The organism is Lysinibacillus sp. COL-1 (assembly GCF_059814265.1).
Genome location: NZ_JCAWSJ010000004.1, coordinates 280,777 through 300,481, shown reverse-complemented (window position 1 = coordinate 300,481; position 19,705 = coordinate 280,777). Strand labels below are relative to the sequence as shown.

Genomic DNA, 19,705 nt, shown 5'->3' with positions numbered 1-19,705 from the left:
AAAAGAAGTCGCCTCCATTCCAGACGACTCCTTGGCAATTATACAATTTCAGAAAAATATTGTACGGTTTTCATTTGTGCACCTATTTGTCGCAATGACCACGTTTGCTCTAAATAGATATCCGCTAGCTTTTCGTACTTCCCGCCAAATTTTAGTGCCCATTCCACCGCTACAACACTTTCATAAAGATGGGCCATCTTTTTCGCTATATCTTTTGCTTCAAAAGTTTTAGTTGCTTCATCTAAAGCGCTAAAAATTTGTAATGTAGCCGCAAGATTTACCAACTGCTCTTCCACAATTTGCACTAGTGGACTATCCGCTAGCTTCTCTAGCCTTGTCTCCATTTCACGGACAAACAGTTCATGTGCATGGAATTTATCCACTAAACGAATAAGTTCTAAAGCCAAAATATTTGCCGTTCCCTCCCATACCGTCAATACTTGTGCATCCCTTAGTAAGCGTGGTGTCACAAAGTCTTCAATATAGCCATTACCGCCATGTAATTCAATCGCTTCACTAGCATAATGAACGGCTTGCTCTGCCGTTTCCTTTTTCATAATGGCAATATATAAACGATTCATAATGAGATCTTGTTGTGTTCCCTGCCCACTTGTCACTTTATCGTATAATTGAATAAGATCAAATACTGTCGCTACTTCCACATGCAGCTTAGCAGCAAACTTCCCTAATGTATCCTGGATCATTGGGTATTGTGTTAAGGGCTTGCCAAATGCATATCGATTGGTCACATAATGCTTTGCCTCTAAAAAGCCTCGACGCATAATACCAATCGATGCGACTGCATTACAAATTCTCGAAAGATTTAGTGCTTCTAGCATGTAATAAATCCCTTTATTTTGTTCCCCTACAATATAAGCAAGGGCACCATCAAACTCTACCTCGCCCGATGGGACTGCTCGAACGCCTAATTTATCTTTCAATCGACGAATACGAAGATGATTGGCCGTACCATCTTCATTATTCCATGGAACTGCAAATAACGTTAACCCTTTAGAGCCTGCTTGTGCGCCTTCTAAACGTGCCAACACCATTGCTACGCCACACATACCTGCATTGGATGCGAAGTATTTTTCTCCATAGAGACGGTACTCATTGCCTACTTTTCTGGCCTCCACAACATTCGCCCCAACGTCTGACCCTCCTTGACGTTCTGTTAAAAATGTTGCCCCTTCGTATAGCTCCGTCTCTCCTGTTGCACAAACATGTGGCAAGAAACGCTGCTTTACATCCTCATCAGCATAATGATCTAATAGATAAGCCGTAGCCATCGTCAAAGTCACGGGACAATAAAAACCGGGCTCTGCATGAGATAGTAAATAACCTTGTGCAAAGCTATAGACATAATTCCCTTTGTGACCTAACTGTGGAATTTCTTTGTGCACGTAGCCAACAATTCCCGTATTATATGTCTCTTCAATTGTTTTTTTGTAACCGTCATTCACCCAAACCTCTGATACCTCTTCTCCATAAGCATTATACCGTTCAAGGCGGGGCTCTCCCTGCCGATCAGTATGTTTTGCCCTTACGTCAATATCACCTGCACATAACTCACCGAAATCTGTCAGTTCTCTGTGTGCATAAGACAAAAACTCTTTATCTAACATCATTTCTAACACTTTTTGAAGCGTTTCTTCCTCTGTAAAAAAGTTTGTTGCACGCATTTCTTCCTGCTGTAAAACCTTCATGCTATCTCACCTCTTGTCCTTTCAAGGATTGTTTTAAAATTTTGCCTGAAGCATTGCGTGGTAGCGCTTCCACTTTTTCGAAAATACGTGGTAGTTTATACTTCGCAAGCCGTTCCTCTAAATAAGCTTTCAATGCATCCTCATCTATGTCTTGTTTCGTAGCATATACAGCCTTCACGGTTTCCCCCCATTGCGGATGTGGTATACCAATGACAGCAACTTCAAATATCCCTTCAAAGCTTAATAGGCAATCTTCAATTTCCTTCGGATAAATATTGACACCACCTGAAATAATGACATCTTTTTTGCGATCCACAATCCAAATAAAGCCGTCCTCATCCATCCGAGCCAGATCTCCTGTTTTTAACCACCCATCAATGTAAGCAGCCTTGGTTGCTATTTCATCCTTGAAGTAGCCAAGCATATTACCCTCACCAAATAAGACAATTTCTCCTACTTCGCCCACATTTACATCTTCTCCATTGTCATTGACAATACGAAGCTCTGTGCCAAGTGGCGCCCGTTGGCCAATACTCCCAGCCTTCGTTTCATGCTCCTTGCCAAATAACAGTGAGCCACTCGGACCCGCCTCTGTTAATCCATAAACACAGGTTAAATTAGTTGTTCGGAATGCCTGTTGAATGAAGCGAACCTCATTTTGAGATAATGGTGCTCCACCATATACCCACCACTTCATGGAAGACAAATCAGCCGTTTGTAGCCTCGGCATCTGAGCCGTTAATAAATAAGCAACAGGCGCTCCAAAGAAATGCGTCGTTTTTTCCTGCTCAATGGCATCGATAAAAAGGTCTGGTGTAAAGGTTGGTGTTAATACGCTTGTTGACCCTACAAATACGCCCGCCATTAAAAATAAATGCAATGGTGCTGAATGAGTTAATGGCATCATGAGCAATATACGGCTTTCAGGTTTCACTTCCATTTCAACAGCAATCATTTGTGCCACTGTTAAAATATTACGGTAGCTAAATAACACACCCTTTGGTTTTCCTGTCGTACCAGATGTATACAAAATAGTCGAAGGGTCATCTTCTTGTAGCTGGCAATCAATTGTTTGTGTGCTCGCATTTTGAAGCATTGTTTCGTAATGCTGCCAACCTGCTTTTTCTTGGCCGGTTTTAATTTTTAATGGTACAGCAGCTAGCTGTTCAACTGCGGCAAAAATCGCCTCATGAACAACAATCGCCTTCGCTTCGGCATGCTGTGCCACATACTCTACTTCCTGCAATGTAAATTTCGCATTGACTGGAACAACGATTGCCCCGATACGCTGAATAGCAAAATAGCTTACAACAAACTCTAAAACGTTCGGCATAAAGATTAAAACCTTATCATCCTGACTTACTCCTTGCTCTAGCAAAGCATGACTAAAACGTGTTACTTGTTCATCTAAATCACGATAGGTCACTCTTCTGCCATGACAAATAATGGCTTCATTTTTTGGATACTTACGGGCATTTCGTGCTAACAAACTGGAACTATTCATCATGCATCTCTCCCTTTAAAGTAGCTAATTTTTCACTAAACATGCCTTGCATTTGCTGTAATTCCTGTTTCATTTGCGTCAGCTCAGCAATTTTACTCTCAATCTCTTGAATTTTTTGTTCTCCATACTCTACTGTTCGCTCTAATTGCTGAATACCTGAGCGATCAAAATCAAAAAGTAAAACCATCTCTTTGATTTCCTCTAGTGAGAACCCGTAACGCTTGCCTCTGAAAATAAGCTTGAGCTTCGCCAATTCTTTTTTTGAAAAGGTTCGTTGATTGGTAGATGAGCGATCGGGACGAAGAAGACCAAGTTCCTCATAATAACGAATTGTGCGAGTAGACACATTGAATTCCTTTGCTACCTCCTGAATCGTCTTCAAAATCATCTCCCCTTTCCTTATTGTCAACAGTATATCATTGACGTTGACGTAAACTTCAACAAAATTTTCGAAATTAACAGAAAAATTAAGTTTGAAACAGCTAATTTTTAGTGTTATCCGTTCCTTGTGCCTTTTTATCTTTCACATTTACTGTTTTATCAACCACTTTTAGAATGTTATCGCCCATTTTTGGCCTTCTAGCCACTAAAAAACCCCTAACATTCGTCATGTTAGGGGCTTAAAAAGTATTACATTTTTTCTGGTGCAGATACGCCGATTAAACGTAGTGCATTAGCAATTGTTGTGCGTACAGCTGTAATTAATGCTAAACGAGCCTCTGTTAACTCCTTGTTGGAAGCATCCAATACTTTTTCTGCATTGTAGAAGCTATGGAATGTTGCTGCTGTCTCTTGAATATAGTTAGCGATTCGGTGTGGTGTACGGTGTTTCGCCGCTTCTGCTACCACTCTCGGGAAATCGCCAATCTTTTTCAGTAAATCAATTTCTTTTTCTGCTGTTAACAGATTAAGATGATCTGTTGCTGCAGTAAATCCTTGCTCATTTGCCGAGCGTAAAATAGATGAAATACGAGCATGTGCATATTGTGCATAGTACACTGGGTTTTCATTGGATTGTGATACAGCAAGATCAAGGTCAAAGTCCATATGAGAATCGCCTGCAGTTTTCACGAAGAAGTATCGTACTGCATCAAGGCCAACCTCTTCTACAAGCTCACGCATTGTTACCGCGTTCCCTGTCCGTTTAGACATTTTGAATTTTTCACCGTTTTTATAAAGCTGAACCATTTGAATAACTTCTACTTCTAATGTATCACGATCATAGCCAAGGGCCTGAATAGCTGCTTTCATACGTGGAATATAACCGTGGTGGTCAGCTCCCCAAATATTGATTAATTTATCGAAACCACGGACAATTTTGTCTTCGTGGTAAGCAATATCTGGCGTTAAGTATGTGAACGAACCATCATTTTTAATTAACACACGGTCTTTATCATCACCAAATGTTGTAGAGCGGAACCAAGTAGCACCATCTTCTTCAAAGACATGACCATTTGCTTTTAATTTATCTAACGCTACTTCGATTTTACCGTTTTCATATAGAGACGTTTCAGAATACCAGACATTAAAGTTCACGCGGAAGTTTGCTAAGTCTGTTTTTAATTTATCTAATTCTAAGGCTAAACCGTGTTGACGGAAGAATGCAAAACGTTCATCCTCTGATTTTGCTAAAATAGCTTCACCATGCTCCTCCGCTAATTTACCCGCAATATCAATAATATCTTGCCCATGATAGCCGTCTTCTGGCATCTCCGCTTCCATACCTAGTGCTTGTTTATAGCGTGCTTCTAATGAGTAAGCTAGGTTATTAATTTGATTGCCCGCATCATTAATATAATATTCACGAGAGACGCTGTAACCAGCCATATCTAATACATTACATAATGAATCTCCAACAGAAGCTCCACGTGCATGTCCTAGATGAAGGTCCCCTGTAGGGTTTGCTGAAACAAACTCCACTTGAATCTTTTCCCCAGCACCAGCATTTGAACGGCCGTAGTCAGTACCTTGTTCAAGAGCCTGTGTAATTACCCCAGTTAGGAAATCTTTACGTACTGTGATATTCATGAAGCCAGGACCAGCAATGTCGATTTTTTCAATATCTGTACCTGCTGTTTCAAGATTTTCTAAAATAGCTTCCGCAATAGCACGAGGTGGTTTTTTAGCTAATTTCGTTAATTGCATTGCAATGTTTGTTGCATAGTCCCCATTTGCTTTATCCTTTGGTGATTCCAAGTGAATCGATAATTCTGTACCAGCCTCAACTAAGCCTGCTTTTTCAACAGCCTTAGCTATTGCTGCTTTTATAGCCTGTTGTACTTGTTCTACTGCGTTCATCATTGTACCTCCGTAAATGTAATATCTAATGTATAGTTGCCAACGGATTGCCCACCCATTAGTAAATCGTACTGTACATGGAAATCTCCGCTTAATGCCCGTTTCGTAAAGGTCATTTTTTTCGTGTCAATAATGAGTGGCATGGAACCAAACTCACTTTCATAATGCCCTTTTTGTTGCTCAATTATGTTAAGTGGTAAGCGCATATTGACCGAGCCAGCACGCATAATTAGCGCTTTCTCATGTCCTAATTTCATTGTTGTGCGGATAGTTTTATCCTCCTGCACCTCATCATATTTCAAATATAAGCTTCCTGCTTTTTCAAGTAGCTGCCCTTTGAGCCACATTTCATAACTTTCGGACTCTCCATCACTTGGACGAATTGTAGAAATGAGCTTAATGTTCACTTGCGATCTTATTTCGTTCGCCATAATGGACGCTCCCTTTTAGTCTTTTACTATAACCTTTTTATTATAGGATGAATACTCCTGTTTTTTCAAGATAGAAGTCATGTAAAGCATCTCACAAATATAGATGGAGAATAAATAAAAACTCCTCTCTTTACATAATCGAAAGAGAGAAGTTTCATTTTATCTATACCATTTTTTAATGATTAATTGTTGAACTATTAATAATATAGCACTAACTGTCCAATAGATAGGGATAATCGCTGGATTGAACAAACTAAAAATGAGGATCATGATTGGATTAATGAACACCATAATCTTCATATTAAGTGGTTGGCTTTTCTCTAAGGAGAAAACACTTTGCATCAAATAAATCAAACAAGCAATGATCGAAATGCCAATATCTATCGTACCTAAATTCATCCATAGGAAATTTTCACTTGCGATGACGGTATCTAACTTAATCGCGTAATACAGTGAAAATAATACAGGCAATTGAACAATAATAGGTAAACAGCCTAATAAAGAACTTTTCAATGAATCTGACGTTAATGCTTGCATTTTTTGTTGTACTATTATTTTTTCAGATTCATTTTGACTGTTCTTATATTTAGTGGTAAGCGCATCTAGTTCAGGCTTAATGGCTGACATTAGTTCTTTCGAGCGCTTTTGATGTTTTGCAGATTGAATAAACAGCGGCATTAGAATTAATCTTACTGCAATCGTAATGCCAATGACACTCACTGCATAGCTACCTGTAAATGAATGGATGAAATGAATGAAGTAAATAATCGGTTGTGCTAAAAAGGTTAACAATGATATTCCTCCTAGTTTAAAAGTTTACATGAAACTAGGAGATACACTTTCTTCCTCACTGTTTTCCGACGTCCTAATACATAGAACAAACCACGTTAGCATAGGTGGAGTCCAAGTATTTGTGATATTATAGTCAACTTCAAACGCTTCGTCCTTTACTTCTTGAATAGTTATTTTATTAACCAGATACAGATGCAAATGAACACTTAGCACAGTTAAAACCAAAGAAGCTAATAGCCAAAAGTATTCCATTGTACTGACAAAGATGAATAAATCATTGATGAGAAGTGACCAAATCATAATACTCCTCCTTCCTATCACTAATTAAATTAAAGAACCATACATTCTACTGACCAATAGATGACAGTTGTTTCATCAATTTTTCTCTCTTCTATAAAATAGAAACTATTACTTAACTTATCTACGCAACTACGTAAAATAAGTTTCAAATTTATGACGTATAGCTATTCTTCATTTCAATAGAAAATACAAAATGGGGCAAGCCTATAGCTAACCCCATCCAATCAATCTGTTTTCAATGCTTTATTTATTTTACCCAGCCTAAAATCATTTCTCGTAATAATTTAGAAGCTGTGTTTGCCGTCATTTCTGATGAATCATAGATAGGTGCGACTTCTACTAGATCAAAGCCTACAACATTTACACCACTAGCTGCTATCGCGTGGATGGAAGCTAGTAATTCTTTTGATGTAATACCTCCACAATCTACTGTACCAGTGCCTGGAGCGTGTGCTGGATCTAAAACGTCAATATCAATCGTTACATACACATTGCGTCCAGCTAATGTTGGTAAAACCTCTTTTAACGGCTCAAGCACTTCAAATTTTGAAATGTGCATGCCGTTTTCCTTTGCCCATTCAAATTCTTCTTTCATGCCTGAACGAATGCCGAAAGAATAAACATTTTTCGGTCCAATATGTTCCGCAATTTTACGAATTGGTGTTGAGTGAGAAAGTGGTTCTCCCTCATATTCCACACGTAAATCGGTATGTGCATCAAAATGAATGATGGCAAGATCATCATATTTAGCAGAGACAGCCTTCATAACTGGCCAAGACACTAAATGCTCCCCACCCATACCGACAGGAATCTTGCCATCTGCTAATAATGTTTCAATAAATTTTTCGATTTCATCTAATGAGCGCTGTGCATTCCCGAAAGGTAGTGGAATATCACCAGCATCAAAGTACTTTACTTCCTCAAGCTCCCGATCTAGATATGGGCTATACTCTTCAAGACCGATCGATACCTCACGGATACGCTGTGGACCGAAACGTGATCCTGGACGGTAACTTACTGTCCAGTCCATTGGCATGCCATAAATAACGGCTTGTGCATCCTCATAGGTAGGATGACTTTTTATAAAAACATTTCCTGAATAAGCTTCATCAAATCTCATTGCTTGCCCTCCGTATCATTAACAAATTGTATTGATTATCAATTCTCTTCAACTTCTTCTATTATGGCTTACAGGATTGTAATGAAACCTGTATCCTTTCGTCCTCGTATACATTATTGGAACATCTAGCAAATTTCGATTAAAATCTACAAGGTGTGATTTTTCTGTCGAATGCTCGCATTTCAAGTAGTACAAAAAAAGTATAGATGTTTTTGAATAAAGTGCAATAGTTTTTAGTTAGAATTTCGATTAAAGATGAGTGTTCAAACACATACTAAAGCTAAAATTAGAAGTTGTAAGAAAACGAGGTGAAGTCGGATGAAACGAAAAAGCTATCATCGAAAGCAAAAGCGTGTAAAGCGCACACGGAAATCCCTTACTCTTTTTGTCGCCTTTGCATCTGCAATTGTCGTAGCATTTGTCGCTCTACGCATCTATGTTCAAGTGGCTGGTGCACCGCCTTTAACCGTACCGAAAGCTTCCATCTTCTTAGATGAAAATGAGAACCAAATTGGAGATCACTTTACAAATCAACGACGTTATTGGGTTGGTCTTGATGAGATGTCACCTTATTTAAAAGAAGCAGTAGTTGCTGTTGAGGATAAAGATTTTTATAAACATGGTGGTTTTGATTATTCACGTATTGCTGGTGCCATTTTAGTGGATATTAAGGCGGGCGGAAAAGTCCAAGGGGCTAGTACCATTACACAACAATATGCACGTAATCTTTATCTTTCCCATGAAAAATCTTGGACACGTAAATTAAATGAAGCCCTGTATGCTTATAGATTAGAAGTTTTTTATGACAAGGACGAAATATTAGAGGGCTATTTAAATACGGTATACTATGGACACGGCATGTATGGAGTAGAAGCAGCCAGTCGATTTTACTTCGGTAAATCTGCCGCTGATTTAACACTTGCGGAAGCTGCAATGCTAACAGGCGTACCAAAGGGACCAAGTATCTATTCACCTATTGCCAATTTAGAAAAGGCTACGAATCGCCAAAACGTAATTTTAAAACTAATGGCGGATCAAGGTGCCATTACACAAGAAGAAAAAACACGAGCTGAAAATGAACAGCTTGTCTTAAAAAATGATAGCTGGGTTGCCACAAAATCTGTCGCCCCTTATTTCCTTGATGTGGCATGGCAAGAGGCTAGCGAAATTTTAAAGTCAAAAAATCTCGATATTAGCGAAGGTGGCTGGACAATTCAAACAACGCTTAATCTGGAACACCAGAAAGCCGCTGAAGAAGCAGTAGTAAAAAACATGCCTGCCAATGATCTTCAAACAGCATTCGTTAGTATGGAATCGAAATCAGGTGCTGTCACTGCATTAGTTGGAGGTCGTGACTATTCAGTAAGTTCATTTAACCGTGTCACACAGGCTAAACGTCAACCAGGCTCTACTATCAAGCCGATTTTATATGCAGCGGCACTAGAAAATGGTTACACACCGCTTACATTTTTAGATGTTGGTGAGACAACCTTTACCTATGATAATGGGCGTGGCACTTATGCACCTAAAAATGTCAATGGTCAGTTTGCAGATCATGATATGACGATGGCTCAAGCGATTGCGATCTCAGACAATATTTACGCCGTAAAAACATTAGAGGACATTGGCTTCAAGGAATTTCATGATATGGCAAACCGTTTTAGTGTAGGGATTGGTGCTAAAGATAATTTATCTATCGCACTCGGTACAATTGAAACGACATTATATGAGATGACGAATGCTTATAATATTTTAGCATCTCAGGGACAGCAAACCATTCCAACAACCATTGTGTCCATAAAAAATGCTCATGGAGACGTTATTTATGAAAATAAAGATGTTTCAAGCAAGGCGGAAACGGCCATTTCAAAAGAAAATGCATACATTTTAACTGAGATGATGACAGGTATTTTTGACCCGGTTTTCAGTGATTATTCTCCTGCTACAGGCATTAGTATTCGTTCCCGCATGACACACACCTATGCGGCTAAATCAGGTTCTACCAATAGTGACCAATGGCTAATTGGTTTTACACCAAGTCTAACTGCTGGTGTGTGGAACGGCTATGATCAGGGTAAAAACCTTACAACGAAGGAAGATACTGCTGCCACTAAGCAAATTTGGATTGACTTTATGGAGAGCGTCAACAAAGGAACGAAAAATGAGGATTTCAAAAAACCTAAAGGTGTAGAGGGCGTTGTCATTGATATCGAAACAGGTAAACTCGCTACTGATGCTTGTCCAAAACAACGTCTTGTTTATGTAGAAGCTAAGGATGTACCAACTGAAAAATGTACAAACTTCGATATTCTCGACAGTGATACATGGGGAGAATTTTGGAACATGCTGCCATTCTCACTTTTTAAAGGTGATGATAAAAATAAACAATAATGCGGAAACCTTTTTGAACAGCTCTCGTTCTATGTTATGAAGGCTCTCGACAAAGTAACTAATAGACGAATAAATAAGAAAAGCTTTCTCTTCCCCGGAGACGTGTCCGTGGGAACAGAAAGCTTTTCTTTTTTTATGGTACGCGAAGTATGAGCATCATGGGGCATTTGGCTTGGGTTTGGGTTATTCAAATGCCGCATAGCGCTCATCATATTCGCGATACCAAGTGTCCTAGCTTACTAAAATGTAAGCTCTGCATCAAGTGTACTTTGTTTCAAACCCACTTTCAACCTAATATCGAAAGCGATCGCAAAATGTCACAGATTGTTCAATCATTATTGGTCTATTCGACAAATAAGTCTTGACGCAGTTGCTCATCACTACGTCCCCACAAATCTGGATTAAGTTGCTCTAGGAATGTAGCCAACACTTTTTTAGACGGTGCATCCATATGCTCTACAATAATCTGACGCTTCATGGATTTATCCATTTTGTTCACATGGTCAGCTAGAATTTTATAGCCACGTCTCTTTTCACGGTTAACGACCATTTCACAAGCTGTTACACCCGCATAATAGGGTCCATCTTCTTTATGGTCTACCGTCACCCACACTAACCAATAGGATTTCCCACCTTCTGAATCAGCACGGTCCATCGTAAATTTAATACCTCGCTCAACATCACTTCGTGCATGCATGGCACCAATTTCAACAGTAGCTGTCCCCTCTTCTACATCAATCATAACGGGCGATACATTCTCTAATGAAAGTGAACCAATTCCAAACCCTTTATGTCCATCTGTTGGATCGTTTTTTATAATGGTAAAACCCATTTTTTGTTTTGGTTTTTCTTCATTTGCCATACTTAAATATCCTCCATTCTGCTATTATAAAGGAAAGCATATCGCGTATTTTGTCGTATAACACACTATTTCTAACGCGCACTTATGCCTCAACGCAAGTAAGAAGTTTATACTTTCTTATAAACTAACTATACAACATTATTCTATAAAGGAGGCAATATTATGCCATACGTAACAGTGAAAATGCTTGAAGGTCGTACAGAGGAGCAAAAACGCGCCCTTGTAAAGGAAGTAACAGAGGCCGTTTCGCGTACAGTTAATGCACCTGCAGAAAATGTAACAGTTTTTATCGAAGAAATGTCAAAAAACCATTATGGGGTTGCAGGCGTTCGTTTTAGTGATAAATAAGATGAAGATGGGTAGAGCATCTTAGCTCTACCCATTTTTAAACTGACAATCATCGTTCCGTTATTTCAATAACTAGGATGTGTTATACAAAATGAATAAATTTAGACTGACCTTGCTCGTTTGCGTGTTACTTTTTGGCCTATTATTAATATTTATTAATCCGATTCAACATGCTATTATCGCTCATTTGAGTGACCAATTAAATACAACTGACTACAGCGTTAAAGACATTGAAAAAAACAAAAAAGCAGCAGCTGATTTTGAGTTTGAAGCCGTTCAATCATTATCTATCGCTGAGGTACTCCAAGCACAAGTAAAAGCTAGTAATATGCCTGTTATCGGCAGTATTGCTGTTCCAAGTGTACATATGCAGCTACCAATTTTAAAAGGTGTTGGCCATTCTGTACTTGCTATTGGAGCAGGTACGATGAAACCCAACCAACAGCTCGGTCAAGGGAACTATGCATTGGCTGGTCACTACTTTGAGGAAAAAGATATTTTATTCAGCCCACTCTATCAAGCACAAATTGGCGATATCATCTATATCACGGATATGAAAGATGTCTATGAGTATAAATTAACAACGAAAAAAATCATTGCTGCAACTGATGTTTATATCATTGACGATATTCCCAATCAAACTACACTAACATTGATTACATGTGCAGAAAAAGGTTCTAAACGACTGGCATTACAAGCAGATTTTGTTCAAAGCTACTCGTTAGAAAATGCCAAAGGAACCTTTTGATGCAAGCAATACGCAAAAAGCGCCATCCTAAAAAGGATGACGCTTTTTCTTATTATACCTCTGTTTCACGGCGGCGCATAAACCATACTGCCCCAGCTACAAGTAGTAAACCAACAAAGACAAGAGCTGTTTGATTTGCTCCATCTGTTTGTGGTAATTTACCTTGTGCTCTTAGCAGCGCTTCTAAGCGTGCTGTGTCTGCCTTGATTTGATTAATATCAATCGCTTGGGCTACCTCTGCCTGTTGGTCTTTAGATAGCTTACTATATCTATTAAGGAAATCTTTATAGGCATCTAACGTATCTTTTGTAGCGTTAGATGGATGATATGGTGGTAATTGCTTCCCTTGATCAATCACATTTTGTACTGATGTACCACCATTATCAGGGGTCGTTGGTTTGTTAGGATCTGTCGTTGGCTTACTTGGATCCACTGGTTTATTTGAATCTGTGTTCGGCTTATTTGGATCTACCGGTTTAGTTGGATCTGGATTTGGATTATTTGGATCTACTGGTTTAGTTGGATCTGGGTTTGGCTTATTTGGATCTACCGGTTTAGTTGGATCTGGGTTTGGGTTATTTGGATCTACTGGTTTAGTCGGATCTGGGTTTGGATTGTTCGGCTCCACTGGTTGTCCTGGATCTGTTGTAGGTGGTGTCGGCTGTATTTTAGCCTCACATGTATTACCTACTGTAACTGTCCCAATAATGGTATTACCATTCTCCCTAACTATATATTTACCCGGTTTGATCAATGAGTGGTTAATCGTAATTTGCCCTTTGCTATCTGTAACAAATTCTATTAACCCATTCTCTTCTACCGCTTTACCATTTTCATCTGTAAACGTAACTTTCACACCTTCACGTGGCTGACCATACATATTGTTAATTGTTAATGTGAAGTTTGGACAAGCTGGAGCAATAGGTAATTCAGCTTTACAAGTTTGTTTATAAGAAACTTCAATTTCGCCTAAATAAACTTTGTTGTCGTAAACCTCATACTTTCCTGCAAGTACATCTTCAGAAATAAATGTAATACTACCATCTGCTTCTATCACTGTTGAAATAATGTTACCTTGTTTATCTTTAATGACAACATCTTTACCAGCCTTAACCAACACATTATTTTCATCTTTCAATGCTACAGTAAAGCGCTCGCAAGCCGGTTTTGGTTGAACCGTTGCTTGACAATGAATATTACTTGCGAAATCGCCAATTTTATTGCCATCCTTATCAAATACTACGTAAACACCTGGTTCTAAATCTTTTAATTCTACTTTACCGTCTTTTGTTTCCTCAGTAGCTATCGTCTTGCCATCTATATCTTTAATTGTTACTTCCGTTTTATCTGCTACTAATTCTCCATCAACATCTTTGACCGTTAATTCGAATGTTTCGCACTTCGGTGCTTGTATAATTGTAAATTCATAATCGCAGCTTTTCTTGTACGTTAGTGTGACTGTACCTAAGAATTGATTACCCTCATACAATGTATATTCACCAGGTTTTACACCATTAGTAGGATCGTTTTGATTGGATTCAACAATAAACTTACCTGATGCGTCAGGAGATACCTTTGTCACTACTGTAGTACCTTGCTTTAATGTTAATTCTAAAATATTAGTACGAATATTACCTTGATCATCTTTCACAACAATTGTGTAGTTTTCACATTTTGGTACTGGTTGAACCTCAGCTTTACATCCGCCGTCATATTTCACTGTTACCTTCCCTAATTCACCTTCAACTGAATGAATTACTGTATACTCACCAGCAGTAAAATGATTCGGTAATGTCACTTTGCCATTTGTTACTGTGTACGGCGCTGTTTCTATACCATTGTGATCCTTTAATGTAACTGTGCCTGTTGTAATGGAATGACCATCAACATCCTTAATCGCTATTTCAAATTGTGTACAACTACCACCAATGATTGGTGTTGTATTGACAAGTTGTGTAATGAAGTCTGGTTGCTTATCTAGTGTCGTGTTTTCATCTAACTTAAATTTAAAGTCAGACATTTTACTATAACCAGTTGGTGCAGCTACTTCACGAATAAGATAATCGTTGTACGGTACATTTTCAAATGTGAATTCACCATTTACATCTGTAGTAGCTGTTTGGATAATATATTCATTCGGTTTTGCAGTTTTTTTAATAAGTTGGAATTCAACACCAGCTAAATTTTCTTTAAATTGGCCTGTAGCTGAATCGATACCAATCTTTTTAAATTTAGCACTGCCTCGTGTTGACGTAAAATCTGATTCAGAGCTACTAAAGCTAAATTTATCCTTATAGTCGCTCTCTGTTTTTTGATTAGCTTTTGTTTGACCCGTATAATGCAATGTTGCTGTATTTTCCAATGCATCCCCAAATTGACCAAAGCCTATTGTTTTATACTGTACTTGATACCCCTTTTGATTTAAATCAGGAAATTCGAGGCTAAAGCCACCTTGTGTATCGAATGTGACCGTTACCCCTAATTGCGAAGGTGTTTGCCAAGTAGTTCCTTTTTGAATACCAGTTTTAGATACTGTATATGGTGTTAATAGAATACTACTTTCCAATAACATTAAATTATTACCTGGTAAATCTGTTAAGATGACATTTTGACCTAAATTAGAATGAGATCTATTCACATCTAATGTCCAAGTAATTGTTTCTGTATTCGCGTTTTGTTGTGGTGTATTTTTTGTCACTAAATTATTCGCTACATCCTCGTCAATCGTTACTGGCTTTGATTCAAGCGTAAATTCTTGCGTACCTTTTGTTTTAAATGTGGCATCATTCGTGTAAACATTCCCTCTATCAGTAGCCGTATCAGAACCAATACCTAAAATGTGATCGTCATCCATTGTGTTATAACGAACAACGTATGCTTGGTAGTTTATGTCTCCTGCTAAGGAATCACTGAATTTTAATGTAAAGCCTTTATCTGATTCAGCCGAGATTGTGTAATTACTCGAGTTAATCGGTGTAGTACCAATCGTTCCACCTGTATCACTACCACCTAAGTCAGTTAAAGGTAATACTTCAATTGTTCCCGGTAAATACTTATGTCCCTCACCAACTGTATCAATTAAAACGGCTCCATTAATATCCTTTTTATTGATATTCACTTTCACATCCCATGTAAATCGCTGCGTGGAGTAGTTAAAGGTTCCCGATTTGCTGCCATTGTTAACAGTAGTTGACTGTGGGATATAACTCGTTGAAGATGACTTTTTATATGTTTTACCGCCACTAGTCCACTCTGTAGCAGCTGTATTGCCATACCCTTGCTTTTGTACAGTACCCTCATCACCAATTGCGAAGCTCGTTTGATAAGTGATAGTTGATGTACTACCTGCTGGTACATTAATACCTGAAATTGTAAAGCCTTTTTTCTTATCTCCATCAATTAGAGTATAAGTAGTTGCTATACCATTAAGCTTTACAGTGTTATCTATTAACTCATGCACCCCATCTGCAGCACCTGCTGTAAATGTATCTGTTAGTTTTAGGTTGTTAATTGGTTTAGTTGGATTATCAGATATAATGTCGACCGTCCATGTAATTACTTTTTTATCAAAATCAACTGTATATGATTTTTTTAATAAGTTTTCTGTAAGTGCATAGTCTATATTCTTCTCTTTACCTGAACCACTTGTCACACTATTGTTAAACAGACCTGCTTCATTTTCATAAAAATCCTGTTTAGTATAGTTCGCATCATACACTATTGTATAGGCATCTGAAATACCGTTATCAAAGGTTAATGTGAAACTTTTAACATCTCCAGTTGCAGGAGTAGGAGTAATAGTAAATCCACTTGTTACTCTATTAGCTTCCGAAACTGTTGTCGCCACATTGCCAGCCGCATCATTCATTTTATATACTTTAATGCTTGATGCATCAATTTCGTGAGGACCTTGGATTGTATCTTCAATATAGGCATCAGCTTGATCGATACTTAACAGATTATGATTATAATCAATACGCCATTTTGTTTCATAGTTTGTATTGCTCACTAGCTTTTTATCTAGTGCTTTACCATACGTAATGGTGTGAGTAGCCGTATTAGAAGTTTCTAGTTGCCCATTGTTAGTAAATAGTACCTTGTTATGAAAGTTAACTGCACCATCACGTTTATCAGCATCTAATGTTACAGACGTTTTGTACGTAATTTTATATGCATATTTACCAGTCAACTTACTTTCAATATCGCTCCAACTACCATTTGTAAGAACATTTGTTTCAGTACTTGTTCTTACACCATTAAGACCAACCACATATTGATATACATTCACGGAATTAGCCATAATTTCATGTGATGTTGGATCGTCTGTCAAAGTTGGATTGCTTAATGATTTACCCGCTTCATTAACCCATACTTGCCATTCCATTTCATGGTTACCACTTGCTGTTGGTGTAGGAGTGCCTAGTTTTGACTTACTTACCTTTTTGTTGCTCGTTGAAGGTAAAAAACTAAATTGAGCTTTAATTATCTCACTACCACCAGTGGCTGCTGGAATTTCCAGCTCTTGCTCAATGTTATCAGAAAGGAGGTTAAATCCAGAATTAAATGTAATGCTTAATTCCTCCGGTTGAGAGCTGCCTGAGCCTGGTTCCATACCGCTTAACTCTACACGTACTTTATTATCTGTAGTTACATAATTATATGTGATACCGTTCACTGTTCTGCTTCCTGTAAATGCCCCATCAAAGTCAATTAATGATTGCGGCAGTTGGAATTCAAACCAGCTCCCGTCTCCCCATGCTTCGCCTTGACTATCTTGCATTGGTACGGAAAATTTAACAGTGAAGTTAGCTGTTGTATTTGGATCTAGCTCTGTACCAAATTCACCTGCTCCAACCGTTGTTCCACCAATTTTCATCACAAATGATGATAGTGAAGCTGGAATTTCTTGAGCCGCTAATGGTGCCTCATTCATTGGCAATGTTTTCACAGGCTCATCTGCTGCTTTTTCTTCTTCAGGAGCCTCGCCCTCAGGAGCTTGCTCCGTGTTTTCATTTTCCGATGGAGTTGTAGAAAGGTCTTCTTCACCTGTGTTGTCTTCTGTCAAATCTGTGCCATCGTCGACAGGCGTAGATAGGTTTTCTGCCATTCCGGCCTCCGCACCATTGTCATTTGCGACTGGTGGTGTTGAAAGGTCATCTGCTGCAAATGCTGACAGTGGACTTAGTAGTGTTTGGAACACTAACAACATGGTCAGCATAGCAATGTTCATTTTTTTCCTCATGTCTCTCCTCTTTTCTAATAGATAGAGAGCTTGAATTGTTTGCTATGACGATAGCTTCCTTTCACTGTTTAGGAAAGGCGTGCTACAAACAATCAGTTGCTCCCTCTTTCCTAAAATTAACTTGTCACTCTTGTGAATAAAAGCCAAATTGTATGCTAACATAGGTCATAAGAATTAACAAATTATAGCCTTTTTCACTTTTTATTTTATAAGCACTACTTTTGTGACACCTACAATAATTGGCCTCACCCCCCTTTAGGATTTTTGTTCCATTATAACTAGGGGTCCTGAACAAATTCTAAACAAATCATGTATACATACAAAAAAGCAGTAAACAACGCTCTTATTTGAACGTGTTTACTGCTTTGTTTATTCTTATTTTATTTGCTGTCTTCTCTTAACAGTGTTAAGATTTGTTTTTTAATAGTTGAGTGAATAGAGTCATCCTCTAAGAAATCTAATGGAAAATAGATTTTATGGTCTCGTTTCATACGACCTGAAATGGAATCAACGATGATGGATTCACGCGAAAGCTCTCGTAGCTCGCCATTTTTCATTTCTAGAAAAATCGGCACACGCACCTCTTCCTCCCCAGGTCTATAAAAATCATAGGGCAAATCTGCCGTTGTATCATGAACAAGATAATAATCTGGATTCAGGTCTGCTTGCTTGAAAAGCTCTTGTAGTTTTTGATATTTATCTAGCTCAACACCGGGATCTAAATCAATGTATTGGAATAGCTTACGATTAACAAAGCGACGACTTAAATCACTTAGAATAGCATCACCCTCTTGCATCCATAGCTGAAAATATGTAAAAAGTATACTCTCATCTAAAGCAAGATAATCCTCTAATGTAATAGCATTGCGAAAAAATGCTAAGAAGTGAGTAGGTTCATGCTTAAATGTATAACCTTCTTGGCTTAATTGTTTAACTCTTTTTAAAATATTATTTAAAATAACTTCCGCACTCCGTGACACAGGGTGGAAATAAATTTGCAAGTACATTTGATAGCGGCTCATAATATAATCTTCCACTGCATGCATGCCTGTTGCTTTAATAACCACTTGGTTTTTACGTGGACGCATTACTCTTAAAATCCGCTCCATATCAAAGTGACCATAGCTGACACCTGTAAAATAAGCATCACGTTGTAAGTAATCCATACGATCCGCATCAATTTGGCTGGAAATTAAACTGATGACTTGCTTATTCGGATATGTCTTTTCAATCACTTGCGAGACCTTTTCTGGAAAATCATCTGCTACTTTTCTTAAAACAGCATTTACCTCTGTATCCCCTAATAAAATTTGCCTTGTATAGTATTCATGATCCAGCTCGAAGACATTTTCAAAGGCATGTGAAAATGGACCGTGCCCTAAATCATGCAAAAGGGCTGCACATAATACTAATAGTCTTTCCCCTTCATCCCAATCGGGACGACCGACGAAGATATCATCTACTATGCGGCGTACAATTTCGTAAACACCAAGTGAATGACTAAAGCGGCTGTGTTCCGCCCCATGAAATACTAAAAATGTGGTACCTAGCTGACGAACTCTGCGTAAACGCTGAAATTCTCTTGTACCCACTAAATCCCATATCACTTGATCGCGAACATGTACATATCGGTGAACAGGGTCTTTAAATACCTTCTCTTCTTGTAATTTAGCGTTTGCATATGTCATTTGGATAGCACCTCCATTTTGTGATAGTTCTATTATATGCCATAAATCTAGGACTAGCATACTTATTAACTTTTTTCTATAGATACTAACAACCTTTTTTCGCCATATGCCTATTTATTGTAAATTTCTATTGATCTAATATTCACAGCAACTTAAAAATATACAAAGCAAATGCTATACCTAATATGTAGAGATAGCAAAGTGTTGAAAAACAATGGCATTTTTATGAAAGATGAGAGGTGGGAAAGATTTTCCGTTCAACAAAATTTAGCAAA

The 19,705-nt window shown here is 38.2% G+C and carries 14 protein-coding genes; 3 read left to right on the top strand and 11 right to left on the bottom strand.

Annotation, left to right across the window (positions count from 1 at the left end; genetic code table 11):
* Nucleotides 1–38: 38 nt before the first annotated feature.
* The 8 genes from AC6BKE_RS09830 to speB all read right to left on the bottom strand — a co-directional run bounded on the left by AC6BKE_RS09830 (nucleotide 39) and on the right by speB (nucleotide 8,151).
* Nucleotides 39–1,706: an acyl-CoA dehydrogenase family protein gene (locus tag AC6BKE_RS09830; RefSeq protein ID WP_249645818.1), complete on the bottom strand. Its 1,668-nt coding sequence runs from the start codon at nucleotides 1,704–1,706 to the stop codon at nucleotides 39–41.
* A gap of 1 nt (nucleotide 1,707) precedes the next feature.
* Nucleotides 1,708–3,210: a class I adenylate-forming enzyme family protein gene (locus AC6BKE_RS09825; protein WP_036121494.1), complete on the bottom strand. Its 1,503-nt coding sequence runs from the start codon at nucleotides 3,208–3,210 to the stop codon at nucleotides 1,708–1,710.
* A complete protein-coding gene (locus tag AC6BKE_RS09820; RefSeq protein ID WP_036121497.1) occupies nucleotides 3,203–3,592 on the bottom strand; it encodes a MerR family transcriptional regulator in 390 nt (129 codons plus the stop codon). Before AC6BKE_RS09820 ends, AC6BKE_RS09825 begins: the two co-directional genes overlap by 8 nt.
* 248 nt (nucleotides 3,593–3,840) lie before the next feature.
* Nucleotides 3,841–5,508 (bottom strand): arginine--tRNA ligase, encoded by a 1,668-nt coding sequence (gene argS, locus AC6BKE_RS09815; RefSeq protein WP_499856705.1) that lies wholly within the window; start codon nucleotides 5,506–5,508, stop codon nucleotides 3,841–3,843.
* On the bottom strand, nucleotides 5,508–5,939 hold the full coding sequence (locus tag AC6BKE_RS09810; RefSeq protein ID WP_330493599.1) for a YwiB family protein: 432 nt from the start codon (nucleotides 5,937–5,939) through the stop codon (nucleotides 5,508–5,510). The genes argS and AC6BKE_RS09810 overlap by 1 nt, the downstream gene beginning before the upstream one ends.
* 159 nt (nucleotides 5,940–6,098) lie before the next feature.
* On the bottom strand, nucleotides 6,099–6,731 hold the full coding sequence (locus AC6BKE_RS09805; protein ID WP_101966469.1) for a YidC/Oxa1 family membrane protein insertase: 633 nt from the start codon (nucleotides 6,729–6,731) through the stop codon (nucleotides 6,099–6,101).
* Between the two features lie 24 nt (nucleotides 6,732–6,755).
* Nucleotides 6,756–7,031: a hypothetical protein gene (locus tag AC6BKE_RS09800; protein WP_330493600.1), complete on the bottom strand. Its 276-nt coding sequence runs from the start codon at nucleotides 7,029–7,031 to the stop codon at nucleotides 6,756–6,758.
* A gap of 247 nt (nucleotides 7,032–7,278) precedes the next feature.
* On the bottom strand, nucleotides 7,279–8,151 hold the full coding sequence (speB, locus tag AC6BKE_RS09795; RefSeq protein WP_036121512.1) for an agmatinase: 873 nt from the start codon (nucleotides 8,149–8,151) through the stop codon (nucleotides 7,279–7,281).
* Nucleotides 8,152–8,469: 318 nt separating this feature from the next.
* On the opposite strand from speB, the gene AC6BKE_RS09790 reads away from it, so the two are divergent.
* The gene (locus AC6BKE_RS09790; RefSeq protein ID WP_271912331.1) at nucleotides 8,470–10,542 is read left to right on the top strand and encodes a transglycosylase domain-containing protein; all 2,073 of its coding nucleotides are present in this window, start codon (nucleotides 8,470–8,472) and stop codon (nucleotides 10,540–10,542) included.
* A gap of 343 nt (nucleotides 10,543–10,885) precedes the next feature.
* On the opposite strand, the gene AC6BKE_RS09785 is transcribed toward AC6BKE_RS09790, so the two are convergent.
* On the bottom strand, nucleotides 10,886–11,404 hold the full coding sequence (locus tag AC6BKE_RS09785) for a YwhD family protein (protein ID WP_036121521.1): 519 nt from the start codon (nucleotides 11,402–11,404) through the stop codon (nucleotides 10,886–10,888).
* A gap of 162 nt (nucleotides 11,405–11,566) precedes the next feature.
* Between AC6BKE_RS09785 and thmT the strand changes: the two genes are divergently transcribed.
* Together thmT and AC6BKE_RS09775 are read left to right on the top strand one after the other, a co-directional pair.
* Nucleotides 11,567–11,752 (top strand): 2-hydroxymuconate tautomerase, encoded by a 186-nt coding sequence (thmT, locus tag AC6BKE_RS09780; RefSeq protein WP_004231516.1) that lies wholly within the window; start codon nucleotides 11,567–11,569, stop codon nucleotides 11,750–11,752.
* 91 nt (nucleotides 11,753–11,843) lie between these two features.
* Entirely contained in the window at nucleotides 11,844–12,500 is a 657-nt protein-coding gene (locus AC6BKE_RS09775) for a class A sortase (RefSeq protein ID WP_036121527.1), read from the top strand.
* A 52-nt stretch (nucleotides 12,501–12,552) separates the two neighbouring features.
* On the opposite strand, the gene AC6BKE_RS09770 is transcribed toward AC6BKE_RS09775, so the two are convergent.
* Nucleotides 12,553–17,742 (bottom strand): collagen binding domain-containing protein, encoded by a 5,190-nt coding sequence (locus tag AC6BKE_RS09770; protein WP_499856701.1) that lies wholly within the window; start codon nucleotides 17,740–17,742, stop codon nucleotides 12,553–12,555.
* Between the two features lie 380 nt (nucleotides 17,743–18,122).
* A complete protein-coding gene (locus AC6BKE_RS09765; RefSeq protein WP_080717019.1) occupies nucleotides 18,123–19,430 on the bottom strand; it encodes an HD domain-containing protein in 1,308 nt (435 codons plus the stop codon).
* Nucleotides 19,431–19,705: the final 275 nt, after the last annotated feature.